General features: G+C 51.0%; 11 protein-coding genes. 9 read left to right on the forward strand and 2 right to left on the reverse strand.

Translation table 11 applies throughout. From position 1 onward, the window contains the following. The first annotated feature begins 27 nt into the window (after positions 1-27). Positions 28-882, forward strand: coding sequence for a 3-deoxy-8-phosphooctulonate synthase (kdsA, locus tag HA49_RS03130; RefSeq protein ID WP_038020508.1), 855 nt, complete (start codon positions 28-30; stop codon positions 880-882). A gap of 557 nt (positions 883-1,439) precedes the next feature. On the opposite strand, the gene chaA is transcribed toward kdsA, so the two are convergent. Beyond that, complete coding sequence (gene chaA / locus HA49_RS03135; protein WP_038020509.1) at positions 1,440-2,531, reverse strand: sodium-potassium/proton antiporter ChaA; 1,092 nt, start codon at positions 2,529-2,531, stop codon at positions 1,440-1,442. A 486-nt stretch (positions 2,532-3,017) separates the two neighbouring features. On the opposite strand from chaA, the gene HA49_RS03140 reads away from it, so the two are divergent. The 8 genes from HA49_RS03140 to spy all read left to right on the forward strand — a co-directional run bounded on the left by HA49_RS03140 (position 3,018) and on the right by spy (position 12,503). Further along, positions 3,018-3,686, forward strand: a complete 669-nt coding sequence (locus tag HA49_RS03140; RefSeq protein ID WP_038020510.1) for a gamma-glutamylcyclotransferase — start codon at positions 3,018-3,020, stop codon at positions 3,684-3,686. A 218-nt stretch (positions 3,687-3,904) separates the two neighbouring features. Then, on the forward strand, positions 3,905-5,290 hold the full coding sequence (locus HA49_RS03145) for a YchO/YchP family invasin (protein ID WP_046791653.1): 1,386 nt from the start codon (positions 3,905-3,907) through the stop codon (positions 5,288-5,290). Positions 5,291-5,686: 396 nt separating this feature from the next. After that, positions 5,687-6,904 carry an aspartate aminotransferase family protein gene (locus HA49_RS03150; RefSeq protein ID WP_038020511.1) on the forward strand — a complete coding sequence of 406 codons (1,218 nt, stop codon included), beginning with the start codon at positions 5,687-5,689 and terminating at the stop codon, positions 6,902-6,904. Further along, positions 6,904-7,947: an arginine N-succinyltransferase gene (astA, locus tag HA49_RS03155; protein ID WP_038020869.1), complete on the forward strand. Its 1,044-nt coding sequence runs from the start codon at positions 6,904-6,906 to the stop codon at positions 7,945-7,947. The genes HA49_RS03150 and astA overlap by 1 nt, the downstream gene beginning before the upstream one ends. After that, a complete protein-coding gene (gene astD / locus HA49_RS03160; RefSeq protein WP_046791654.1) occupies positions 7,931-9,391 on the forward strand; it encodes a succinylglutamate-semialdehyde dehydrogenase in 1,461 nt (486 codons plus the stop codon). The genes astA and astD overlap by 17 nt, the downstream gene beginning before the upstream one ends. 23 nt (positions 9,392-9,414) lie before the next feature. Next, on the forward strand, positions 9,415-10,743 hold the full coding sequence (gene astB / locus HA49_RS03165; RefSeq protein ID WP_038020870.1) for an N-succinylarginine dihydrolase: 1,329 nt from the start codon (positions 9,415-9,417) through the stop codon (positions 10,741-10,743). 27 nt (positions 10,744-10,770) lie between these two features. Continuing rightward, entirely contained in the window at positions 10,771-11,757 is a 987-nt protein-coding gene (gene astE / locus HA49_RS03170) for a succinylglutamate desuccinylase (protein ID WP_038020871.1), read from the forward strand. 257 nt (positions 11,758-12,014) lie between these two features. Then, positions 12,015-12,503, forward strand: a complete 489-nt coding sequence (spy, locus tag HA49_RS03175; protein WP_038020512.1) for an ATP-independent periplasmic protein-refolding chaperone Spy — start codon at positions 12,015-12,017, stop codon at positions 12,501-12,503. Positions 12,504-12,618: 115 nt separating this feature from the next. On the opposite strand, the gene nadE is transcribed toward spy, so the two are convergent. Then, positions 12,619-13,449, reverse strand: a complete 831-nt coding sequence (nadE, locus tag HA49_RS03180; protein ID WP_038020513.1) for an ammonia-dependent NAD(+) synthetase — start codon at positions 13,447-13,449, stop codon at positions 12,619-12,621. Between the last annotated feature and the right edge of the window lie 80 nt (positions 13,450-13,529).

Genomic DNA, 13,529 nt, shown 5'->3' on the forward strand with positions numbered 1-13,529 from the left:
GATATCAGTAACTTAAGGAACAACGGTATGACAGAGAAAGTAGTCTCTATTGGGGACATCCGGGTAGCAAATGATCTGCCATTTGTGTTGTTCGGGGGGATGAATGTTCTCGAATCCCGCGAACTCGCCATGCGTATCTGCGAACACTATGTCAACGTCACCGATAAGCTCGGCATCCCCTACGTGTTTAAAGCGTCTTTCGATAAAGCAAACCGTTCTTCTATCCATTCTTATCGTGGTCCGGGCCTGGAAGAAGGGATGAAGATTTTTGCTGAGCTGAAAAGTACTTTCGGCGTAAAAATTATTACTGATGTGCATGAAGCAGCACAGGCTCAGCCAGTCTCCGAAGTGGTGGATGTTATCCAGTTGCCGGCGTTTCTTGCCCGCCAGACAGATCTGGTTGAAGCCATGGCAAAAACCGGTGCCGTGATTAACGTTAAAAAACCACAGTTCGTCAGCCCGGGACAGATGGGGAACATCGTTGATAAGTTCGCCGAAGGCGGTAATGACAAGGTGATCCTCTGTGACCGTGGCAGTAACTTTGGTTACGATAACCTGGTTGTGGATATGCTGGGCTTTAATGTGATGAAGAAAGTGACTAACAATTCGCCAGTCATTTTCGATGTGACTCACGCATTACAGACCCGTGACCCGTTTGGTGCGGCCTCCGGCGGACGCCGTGCTCAGGTATCTGAACTGGCACGTGCCGGGATGGCAGTCGGCATCGCTGGTCTGTTTATTGAGGCTCATCCGGATCCGGACCACGCTAAGTGTGATGGCCCGTCCGCACTGCCGCTGGATAAACTGGAACCTTTCCTGTTACAAATGAAAGCGATTGATGAACTGGTGAAATCATTCCCGGCGCTGGATACCAGCCGCTAATCCGGCTTGTGCAGGCCAACTACAGCGACAGCCGGACTGTCGCTGTAGTCTCTTTCGGGTTTCTGTGCTCTCCCAACTCCCACTGTCACTGAATAATGCCCGATAATTGCTGAATATCAGTTCAGTCATCCACGGAAAGTTTCCGACAATCACGGGGTTCTGATGTATACCGCTGACTTATAAGATCAGGGGTAATCAGAATTAATTTTTATCAGATACCCTGATTAAAATGCAGTTAAATACCGTCGTTTTGTGACAGGGACAGTGCTGTCCTGCGGTTAACACCGGGTCATTTTACCGGGCCGTCACCGGTGGTTCGTCAGTTTTGAAATGAATATTCATTACCGAAGATGACGTTATTTTGCACCTTCACATTAGCAGGATGGATAAGCGAACCGCTATAGCGGTGCCAGGTTGCCCCTGTACAGAAATGGCGATATCAAAGGGCAGAAGAGTATTAACAGAGCCGGGTGGCAAATACGGAGAATCTGTTGTGCAGCGGAAAACCGGGTGGGAAGCTTTATTCAGCCCGGCGGGGTTCCGGGCTGAAATCGGGTTTACAGCATGATAGTAATCAGATAGCCGACAAACAGTGCCAGGTGTGCCGCGCCATTGAGTACATTGGTACGACCGGTAGAGAAGGAGATTTGGCACAGTAATAACACGCTGCCCATGATCACCATCTGAGGCGCTTCCAGCCCGAAAATAAGTGGCTGTCCGGTAAAGACCGCAATCAGTGTTACCACAGGGACAGTCAATGAAATCGTCGCCAGTACTGAGCCAAAGAACAGATTCATTGCCCGTTGTACCTGGTTGGCCAGCACCGCCTTTATCGCACCTAACCCTTCAGGGGATAAGATTAACAGCGCAATCAGGAAGCCGGTGAACTGCTCTGGTGCATTCAGGTCTCCCAGCAACTGCTCCAGCACCGGGGCATTCATTTTCGTGACACTAATAACCGCCACCAGGTGAATAATCAGCCAGACAGAGTGCCAGCTGCTGCTATGCACGGAGGGTTTTCCATGATGTGGGTCGCCATCATCGCTTTCATCTTCATGCTCATAAATAAACAGACTCTGATGGGTTTTGGTCTGTATCAGCAAAAATACCCCGTACATGGCCGCAGAGACAGCGGCAATTAACAACGCCTGACCGGTGCTAAAGTTTCCGCCGGGCAACGCATCAGGGAAAACCAGCACCAGAATCGCCAGCGGGAAAATAGCAATCAGATACTGTTTTACTCCGGCCAGATTGACGTACTGAGTCGCGAACTTTCGTCCTCCTAACAGTAAGGCGAAACCGACCAGCCCGCCGGTGACAATCATAATGATTGAGTACAAAGTATCACGCATCAGCCCGGGGGTAGCATTACCGGTAGCCATCAGCGCAGAAATCAGGCTGACTTCGAGGATGACAACTGACAGGGTAAGGATAAGCGATCCGAAAGGTTCGCCTAAGCGGTGAGCCAGCACATCAGCGTGACGGACCACACTGAATGCACTGCACAGAATGGCGACCAGCGTCAGAATATTAATGGCGATGACCACGGGCATTGAGGTCTGATGGCTAAAAAACCATAAGACTATCAAAGCGACAATCGGGAAAATAAGCGAGTATTCCGTATGACGAGTTTTTTCATGCGCTGGCATTCTGTTTCCTCACGCGTTATTTATAGAGTGGACTATTTGCGGATCTTTCTGCCTCAGGATAGAGATACACATTACGGTTGACACTGTATCATTAAATTCTATTTTTGATACATTTATTTACTTTCATTTACCGAAAGATTGTGATGCCTCTAATTAACAATTTAACAATCTATCGTTATGTTTTATTGTGACTTTTATGTTTCGTTTCTTGTGTTTATCCTGACATTGTTATGACATTATCGCTATTTACCCTGTAATTTTAACGCTGAAATCATGATTTCTATTGTTTTAACCTGTTTGCTATTTTTAGCGTTACAGTTCATTGTTTTTATGAGGGTTATCTGGCATCTGTTTGCGCAGTTCACCGCGAGGCGCAGTGTAAGATTACCAGTTTTTGGTATTGTGAGACTCTTCACATAATTATCCGTTTGCTGTAATGATAGCAGTGTTCACCATCAGTATTGCTTTGAGGTTGAGGAGGGCGGTGTGCTGACACGGGATTTTTTAATTAATGCGGACTGCCAGTCATCGTTTGGCCGAATCGATCATGAGCTGTTGTTAACTCCGGAACAACGTAAGGCCAGCCTGACAGAATTTCTGGCATTATTGCCTGCCGGCTTGCCGGTCTGGGTGTTTGGCTATGGCTCACTGATGTGGAACCCGGTGCTCGATTATAGCGATGTTCAGCCAGCAATGCTGGAAGGCTGGCACCGGACATTTTGCATTCGTCTGGTGGCGGGGCGTGGCACTGAGTGTCGGCCAGGCAGAATGTTGGCATTACAGGCCGGAGGCAAAACCCGTGGTCTGGTCTTTCGGCTGTGCGACGCAAACAAGGCCGAAGAGCTTGAGTTGCTCTGGAAAAGAGAGATGCTCACCGGGTGTTATTGTCCTCGCTGGCAACCAGTGACTCTGGATAACGGGCAACAGATCATTGCACTGGTCTTTACCATGAATACTTTACATCCGTTATTTGAAGCCGATGAGTGTCCGACAGTCGTTGCTCCGTTAATTGCTACAGCTCAGGGACCTCTGGGGTCAAATGCTCAGTATCTGTTTGAACTGGTTAACAGCCTGACCGCCCTGGGTGAACAGGATGAGAAGCTGCTGACACTGGCAAGTCAGGTCAGACAATTACAGCAATCATCTGCGGGGTAATGTACTGAAATCAGCTGTAATTTATCCCATTTTCTGAGATACATTTAGTGAATGCTTCTGCTAATGTTAGCCCGTCTGAGATTGAGTTTCGGATGTGCTATACTGTGTCCCTTGTTTCCTTTAACTACAGGTTCCTGACGTCTTAGAAATTGTACTGAAACGGTTAAACTGATCTTATGCCCTTAAACCGATCCCGCCATTACTGGTGTTCCGCATTGATGATTTCTGTTTGCTGGTGGCTGCCTGCAGCGCAGGCAGAAATCGGTGACACCATTTCGCAAACTCCGTTTACTGATGAAGGGGAGTCTGTCGCTTCAGACAGCGATCTACCTGATCTTGGCAGTTCCGCCAGCCAGAGTAATTTCTCTCAGCAGTTGGCAGAAATGGCGAAATCTATTGCTGAACAAAATGATACCGATACTGACACCAGCCTGGGGCATAGCGCTGGTTTATGGGCGTTCAACCATTTTCGTGACCGGTTATCCGATAAACTTAATCAGGAGAGTCAGAGCCTGCTGTCACCTTATGGCAGAGCCAACGTCAATCTGGATGTGGATATGGATGGTAACTTTGACGGTACTTCAGCGCGGTTACTGAGCCCGCTGGAGGATAATAAGCGCTATCTGTTATTCAGCCAGGTGGGGCTCAGTCGCAGTGCTCCCGGTACCACCGGCAGCTTTGGCCTGGGACAACGCTGGAATGCCGGCGACTGGATGTTTGGCTATAACTCTTTTCTGGACCATCTTTTTGAACAGCATCTGGACCGTGCTTCCTTTGGTACCGAAGCCTGGGGCGATTATTTGCGTTTTTCTGCCAACTATTATCTGCCGGTATCGGGGTGGAGGAACAACGACAGCACGAGCATGACACGGATGGCCCGTGGCTATGACATCACCAGTCAGGGGTATCTGCCCTTTTATCGTCAGCTGGGAGTCACGGTGAGCTGGGAACAATATCTGGGTGATAATATTGATGCGTTCAACTCCGGCAATTACTATCACAATCCTTCGGCGCTCTCGTTGGGGGTTTCCTACACCCCGATCCCTCTGGTCACATTCTCTGCCAGCCATAAAACCGGTACCGGGGGTGAAAGCCAGGATCTGTTTGGCCTCAATGTCAACTATCACTTTGGCGAGTCACTGGCCAAACAACTGTCGCCGGATGAGGTTGCGTCGGCTCACTCATTACGTGGCAGCCGTTATGATGCGGTGACCCGCAGCAGTACTCCTGTGCTGGCCAAACGCACTAAAACTCAGCTCAGTGTTTTCCTGGCAACGCCGCCATGGCAACTGACCGGCGGCGAAACGCTGATGCTAAAATTACAGGTTAGCCCGTCGAAAGATATCCGCAGTGTTCACTGGCAGGGGGACACTCGTGAACTGAGTCTGACTGCTCCGGCAGATCCTACCGATTTACAAGGTTGGAGTATAATTCTGCCGCAGTGGAATAATGATCCACAGGCATCCAACGAATATCATCTGGCGGTGACTATAGAAAACAGCCAGCATCAGGCGACCTCAAACTGGATTACCCTGAAGATAGATCAGCCATTCATTCTGCCTGAAGTTTCTGATACCCCTCAGTTTAATCTGATGGCTCCCTAGATTTACTTACCAATACCGTGTTAACCGCCCTGTCGTGGTGCATGCATTGCACCTTTTAAAGGCGCAGAGCACCTTTATGGTGCTGTTTTCTGTCTGAGACTGGGTCAGCATGGCTTATTATCACAAAAATAAAATATATTTCAGTTTCTGCATAATTGTTCTTTTTTATGTTACCCCACACCAGCACCTTCCTGAGGTTTATGCATTAATTATGCAAAATTAGTGAATGGCTTAATGTGGTAAGTTATTGATTTATTTTGTCATGCTTTTTTTTATGCAATTTTTCGCTTGGCTGGCACGTAGACTGCAATCTACAGTGGCTGCCAGCACTGCTGTGCATAGATTTTAAAAATAATATTCACATCACAACACAACACACAAAAAACCGAGGTTGTTATGCAAGCACCGATTACCCGCCAGAACTTCGACCAGTGGATCCTGCCGGTCTATGCACCGGCAGATTTTATTCCGGTCAGAGCCGCAGGGTCACGGTTATGGGATCAGCAGGAAAAAGAGTACGTTGATTTTGCGGGCGGCATTGCAGTGAATGCACTAGGTCATTGTCATCCACAGTTGCAGCAGGCACTCACGGAACAGGCTGCTAAAGTCTGGCATACCGGTAACGGATATACCAACGAGCCTGTGTTACGGTTGGCAAAACAGCTGATTGATGCCACTTTCGCTGACCGGGTTTTTTTCTGTAATTCGGGGGCAGAAGCTAACGAAGCCGCGTTAAAACTGGCCCGGAAATATGCCCATGACCAGGGCAATCCGGGAAAACGCGGGATTGTGGCTTTTAATAATGCTTTTCATGGCCGTACGCTGTTTACGGTAACGGCAGGAGGGCAACCCTCATATTCCGCTGATTTTGCGCCACTGCCACCACAAATCAGCCACGCCGTATTTAATGATCTCAATTCTGCTGCTGCGGCGATTAATGATGACACCTGTGCAGTGATCGTTGAACCCATTCAGGGTGAAGGCGGGGTGATTCCGGCCAGTCAAAGCTTCCTGCAGGGCCTGCGGGAATTATGTGATAAGAACGGCGCATTACTGATTTTCGATGAGGTTCAGACCGGCGTCGGACGCACCGGAGCCCTGTATGCTTATATGAAATATGGGGTCGTTCCGGATGTCATGACTACAGCCAAAGCACTGGGCGGTGGCTTTCCCATCGGCGCCATGCTGGCGGCGGAACATTGTGCGAAAGTGATGACTGTGGGTACTCACGGAACCACCTATGGAGGCAATCCGCTGGCCGGAGCGGTGGCAGACAGGGCTCTGTCGTTGATTAACACGCCAGAAATGCTGGAGGGTGTCAGCCAGCGTCATGATTATTTCCGCCAACGTTTGCAGAAAATTACTGATGAGTTGGACGTTTTTTCCCATATTCGTGGAGATGGGTTGTTACTAGGTTGCCAGTTAGCGGAGGCTTTTCAGGGGAAAGCCAAAGCGATAAGCCAGGCCGCGGCCCGTGAAGGCGTGATGATCCTGATTGCCGGAGCCAGTGTGTTACGGTTTGCGCCGGCATTAAATATTCCATTTGCCGATATTGATGAAGGTCTGAACAGATTAGAGCGTGCTCTGCGGGCATTTATTCAGGAGGCCGGATGATGTCGGTGATTCGTCCGGTGAACCACGATGACCTGTCGGGACTGATGGCGCTTGCCGGGAAAACCGGTGGCGGTCTGACATCTTTACCGCAGGATGAACGAACCTTGTCTGAGCGGATCGAGCGTTCATTAAAAACCTGGGGTGGCGAGTGTCCACCTGCTCACCAGGGTTATGTCTTTGTGCTGGAACAGCCCGAAAGCCGTGAAATCGCCGGTATCTGCGCCATTGAGGTTGCGGTCGGTCTGGAAGAACCCTGGTACAATTATCGGGTTGGCTCGCAGGTGCATGCTTCCCGCCAGCTGGAGGTATATAACCACCTGGCGACACTGTCACTGAGTAACGATCATACGGGTGCCAGCGAATTATGCACGTTGTTCCTCGATCCTGCCCACAGGGAAAATAAAAACGGTCAGTTACTGTCGAAATCGCGACTATTGTTTATGGCGAATTTCCCACACTGTTTCTCACCGAGGGTGGTGGCGGAAATGCGCGGAGTCAGTGATGAACAGGAACGCTCTCCGTTCTGGGACAGTGTCGGGCGTCATTTTTTTTCTATGGAATTTAGCCGGGCCGATTTCCTCAGCGGAACGGGACATAAGGCGTTTATTGCCGAGTTAATGCCTAAACATCCGCTGTACGTTCACTACCTGACACCAGAAGCCCGCGAAGTTATCGGACAGGTACATCCTCATACCGCTCCAGCCCGTTCGATGCTGGAAGCGGAAGGTTTTCGTTACCGCAATTATGTCGATATCTTCGATGGCGGTCCGACACTTGAATGCGACCTGAATGAGATTCGTTCAATCCGTGAAAGCCGGCTGACAGCCGTTACCCTCGAAAAATCCAATGCTGACGGACCGCTGTGCCTGGTCGCGAATCAGGATTATCACAATTTCAGGGCAATGCTAATACCCGCTGACCCGAGGGCAGAATCCGTATCACTCACTGCGGCTCAGGCCGAATATTTAAAGACAGACGCCGGAGAAACGCTGCGTATTGTCAGTCTCAGTGCAAAGGAAAACAGCAATGACTCTAATGATTAATGGCCAGTGGCAGGAAGGGCTGGGACCGCTCCTGACTAAGTATGATCCGGTCAGCGGGCAGCCTGTCTGGCAAGGCAGCACTGCAACCCAGCAGGATGTCACTGCCGCCAGTCAGGCGGCTACGCGGGCCTTCCGTAACTGGTCACGCCGCAGTTTTTCCGACCGTCTGGCACTGGTGATGGAGTTTGGCCGGCAACTGACAGAAAACAAGACAGCGCTGGCTGAAGTGATCAGTCGTGAAACGGGTAAGCCACTGTGGGAATCACTCACTGAAGTGACTTCTATGATCAATAAAATCGCTATTTCTGAACAGTCATGGCATCAACGCACCGGCACTTCACAACAGGGGAGTAACAGCCTGCGCCACCGGCCACATGGTGTTATGGCGGTCTTCGGACCCTATAACTTTCCCGGGCACTTGCCTAACGGGCATATTGTGCCTGCGTTGCTGGCCGGTAATACCGTGGTATTTAAACCCAGCGAACTGACTCCGGCGACCGCTGAGTTGACCACAGAACTGTGGTTAAAAGCCGGTCTGCCGGCCGGGGTCATTAACCTGTTACAGGGGGGGAAGGAGACGGGCCAGGCGTTGCTGGCTGACCCGTCACTGGCCGGAGTGTTGTTTACCGGTAGCGCGGCGACGGGTTACCACATTCATCGCCAGTTTGCCGGTCGTCCGGAAGTGATGCTGGCGCTGGAAATGGGTGGAAACAATGCCTTAATTGTGGACGAGCCAGAAAAAACGGATGCGGCCGTAAATCTGACTATCCAGTCAGCCTTTATTAGTGCGGGGCAGCGCTGTACCTGTGCCCGCCGTTTACTGGTCAGGCGTGGTGAAGCCGGTGACACGTTCCTGCAACGGCTGGCCGAAGTCGCGGGGAAAATTGTCCCTGCGCCGTGGGATGCAAGTCCGGCGCCGTTTATGGGAGGAGTGATCTCTCCCCATGCTGCTGAGCTTATCTGGCAGCACTGGAACAAATTAACCGCGGAGGGGGCGAAAGTGCTACTGGAAATGCGCTGGCCGGACAAGGCATCTGCGCTGCTTACTCCCGGTATTATCGATATTACAAATCTGCCACCTCAGCCTGACGAGGAAGTGTTTGGTCCATTGCTGAACGTGATTCGTTATGACGATTTCGACCAGGCGATCACCATAGCCAATCAGACCCGTTACGGCCTGTCTTGCGGGTTGATCTCTCGTGATCGTCAGAAATTCGATCAACTATTGAATGAAGCTCATGCAGGAATCGTTAACTGGAATAAACCCCTGACCGGGGCGGCCAGTAACGCACCGTTTGGGGGGGTGGGTGCCTCCGGCAACCACCGGCCGGGCGCCTGGTATGCCGCCGACTATTGTGCCTGGCCTATGGCTTCGATGGAAAGTGATCAACTGGTCATGCCAGAGCAACTTTCTCCCGGCCTGGATTTTTCTACCTCAGATTAACAGAGAGCTGTATCAGCATGGATATTCAGAAAGCAGAAGCGAATTTTGATGGTCTGGTCGGCCTGACCCACCATTACGCCGGACTCTCATTTGGAAATGAGGCTTCGGCACGTAATCAGTTTCAGCCCTCGAACCCGCTTAAAGCGGTAAAGCAGGGCCTGGCAAAAATGAAAGCGCTGGCAGACCAGGGCTTTGTCCAGGGAGTGATCCCGCCACTGTCCCGGCCGAATGTCGGATTATTGCGGCAACTGGGTTTTTCCGGCAATGATCAGCAGGTATTACACAAAGCATTGCAGCAGGCGCCGGATTTACTGTCTGCCGCCTGTTCGGCGTCGTCAATGTGGGTGGCAAATTCCTCCACTGTCAGCCCTTCCACCGATACGGCGGATGCAAAGGTACATTTCACGGTCGCCAACCTGAACAACAAGTTGCACCGGATGAGTGAAGCTACCGGAACGACCCGGCTGCTGCGGTCGATATTCACAGACCCTCAGCATTTTACAGTTCATGAAGCGTTGCCACAGATTGCCTGTTTTGGTGATGAAGGTGCCGCGAATCATAACCGGTTGTGTGCCGCAGATGGATCTTCACCGCTGGAGTTATTTGTGTATGGCCGGGATGAACGTTTCCCCGGACAGGGGCCGGTACGTTATCCGGCCAGGCAGACATTACAGGCCAGTGAGGCGGTCGCCCGGTTGCATCAACTGGATCCTGACAGAACACTGTTTGTACAACAGACCCCGGCAGTGATAGACCAGGGAGTGTTTCACAATGATGTGATAGCGGTCAGTCACCGCCAGGTCCTGTTTTGTCACGAACTGGCTTTTGTGGACCAGCAGCAGTTGTTTGCAAAAATTCGTGAGCGGTTACCGGATTTTATCCCAGTGGTCGTCCCGGAACAGCGGGTATCTGTCAGCGATGCCGTGAATACCTACCTGTTTAACAGTCAGCTACTGAGCCGCAGCGATGGCTCTATGACGTTGATTCTGCCACAGGAAGCAGAACAACATCATGAAGTGTGGCGCTATCTGCAACAGGTGCTGGCTGAAGATAATCCGGTAGCAGACCTGCAGGTGTTTGATCTGCGTGAAAGTATGCGTAACGGGGGAGGCCCTGCCTGCCTGCGCTTAAGGGTGGCACTCACTCCGCAGGAGTTACAGGCCGTTAATCCTGCGGTACTGATGAACGATCAACTGTTTGCGCAACTTAACCAGTGGGCCGAAAAATATTATCGCGACCGGTTGACCGTGGAAGATCTGGCGGATCCTCAGCTACTGAGCGAAAATAACCATGCACTGGATGATTTAACGAAACTGTTAAACCTTGGCAGTGTCTATGAGTTTCAGCGCTAAGTCTACAGGAATGGAAACAGTCAAATGATGAATGATTATCTGCAACATGTGTTATCCGGGGAATCTTCGGATTTGTCAGAGGGTAAAAATGAGTTTCTCAGCTGGCGTGAAACCGGCGAGGGCATTCTGGAACTGACACCGTCCGGCGCTGTTGCAGCTAACTCACTGGTGGTATCGGCAGGGATACATGGTAACGAAACTGCCCCGGTAGAAATACTTAACCCGATTGTCAGCCAGTTACTGGCCGGAAAACGCCCCCTGACCAGCAGACTGCTGGTAATTTATGGTAATCCTGCTGCACTGCGGGCCGGTACCCGCTTTACCCACTATGATCTTAACCGGCTTTTTTCCAGTGGCTGGAAGACGATAGCTCCCTGTTACGAATCGCGGCGTGCCAGTGAATTAGAGCAGGCCGTACAAGGGTTTATGGCTGGCGCGACAGAGACAGAAAGTAGTCGCCGCTGGCATCTCGATTTACATACTGCCATTCGTGGTTCGCTGTTTCAAAAATTCGGGTTGTTGCCGGTGAGCCCTCACCCGTGGGGCGAACCGTTTCTGGACTGGCTGAATCGGGCAGGAGCTGAAGCGCTGGTTTTTCACCGCTCACCGGGCGGTACATTTACCCATTTCAGCTGTAATGCACTGCAGATGGAAAGTTGCACCCTGGAACTCGGTAAGGCACTCCCTTTTGGTCGTAATACCTTATCTGACTTCACACAGACACAGCAGGCGCTGCTGGCACTGATCTGTGGTGATACGATACTGCCAGACGCACCGGTAGTACCGGCAAAACACTTCCGCGTTGCGCAACAAATTACCCGGTTAAGTGATGAGTTCCGGTTGCATATGGCCGACAGTACTCTGAACTTCACTGAGTTTCCTGCCGGAACGTTGCTGGCGGAAGACAGTGAGCAGCAATACCGGGTGGAAAACCCCGCGGGAGAAAGGGTACTTTTCCCGAATCCGCGGGTGGCTCATGGCTTGCGGGCAGGACTGATGCTGGTCGAACAGTAGTCACCGTCATCTTCGGCGTTCCTGCTTTCAGGCCGGAACGTCGCTGTCTCCACAATCAGTTCATTATCTGACGACAGGTAACGGCTCTTTTCACCTCAGTGTCACTTCATTCATGATTTCTCCATGATCGCTTTGATTTTAGCTTTTTCGTTTTCAGTGATTTACGCAGTTACTGAGTAATTGACGTTGTTGCGGGTAGACTTTATCTCAACGGCGACAGTGTCGTCAGATAATGAAAAACAGTAAGGATAAAATCTATGCGTAAACTCACTTCACTGATTCTGGCTTCATCTCTGGCTTTTGGAGCCGCCTCGGTTGTCCATGCTGAAGCCGACAATTTAACGCCACCACCGGCAGCCGCAGAACAACATAAGCATCCGCATAACGAAAGAGGCCATGGGCCAATGATGTTTAAAGGTCTGAAGCTGACTGAAGCTCAGAAACAACAGATTCACGAGATTCTGAAAGCCAGCCGCGATCAGATGCAGCGTCCGACCGTTGAGCAGCGCCGTGCAGCTCATGCGATTATTGCTTCAGACAGCTTTGACCGCAGCAAAGCCGAAGCAGAAGCGGCTCAGATGACCGCCAATGCCAAAGACCGTGCGTTACAGAGACTGGAAATGGAAAACAAACTGTATAACGTACTGACTGCCGATCAGAAAAAGCAGTACAACGCGAATTTTGAGAAGCATCTGACAGAAAAACCAGCAAAGGGCGGGCATCATCAGCCTCGTAACGCCGACTGAATTATGACCTGGCGTTAAATGTATTGAGACCGCCGTCGCGGCTGACGACTGCTAATGCCCGTCAGCCGCACCGGCGGTTTTGCCTGCCCGTCTCTCTGGGCAGCGGATAGAGCTGTCAGGCTTTTTTCCAGAAATCATCAAACACCGTAATCGGAGGCTGACGCTTATGTTCAGTCTTCAGATACCAGCCTTCAATGGTTCTCGCGGCCGCTGGATCGATATTTTTGCCTTCCAGATAATCATCAATCTGCTGATAAGTGACACCCAGTGCAACTTCATCCTGTAAACCCGGACGCCCGTCTTCCAGGTCTGCGGTAGGATGTTTCAGATACAGATGCTCCGGGCAGCCAAGGGCTTTGAGCAATTGTTTACCCTGACCTTTATTCAGTCGGAAAATTGGATTGATATCGGTGCCGCCATCTCCGTATTTGGTAAAGAACCCGGTGACTGCCTCAGCTGCGTGGTCGGTACCCACCACCACTCCTGCGGTCATTCCGGCGATGCTGTATTGTGTTTTCATTCGTTCGCGGGCTTTATCATTGCCGCGAACAAAATCAGACAACATAATACCGGCGTCTTTCAGCGCCGCTTCGCTGGCCAGGACTGCCTGACGAATATTCACTGTCAGAGTCCGGTCGGGCTGAATAAATGCCAGAGCATCCTGACAATCCTGTTCATCTGCCTGCGCACCGTAGGGCAGGCGTACGGCGATAAAACAGTAGTCGTTGTTACCTGTCTCTGCGCGCAATTCTGAAATTGCGGTCTGGCAAAGTTTACCAGTGAGCGTTGAGTCCTGTCCGCCGCTTATCCCTAACACCAGACTTTTTAGTCCGGGATAGGTTTTCAGGTAGGCTTTCAGGAAATCCACACTGGTGCGGATTTCCTGTTGAACATCAATCACCGGCTTGACACCCAGTGCCCGGATAATTTCCTGTTGTAATGCCATACAAGTTTCCTCAGCTCAAAAGCGGTCTGTCAGACCGCCGTGTCACAATATCAATTTGTCAGATAAGTTTACTCCGCCAG

The organism is Tatumella morbirosei, from assembly GCF_000757425.2.
GTDB classification, from domain to species: domain Bacteria; phylum Pseudomonadota; class Gammaproteobacteria; order Enterobacterales; family Enterobacteriaceae; genus Tatumella; species Tatumella morbirosei.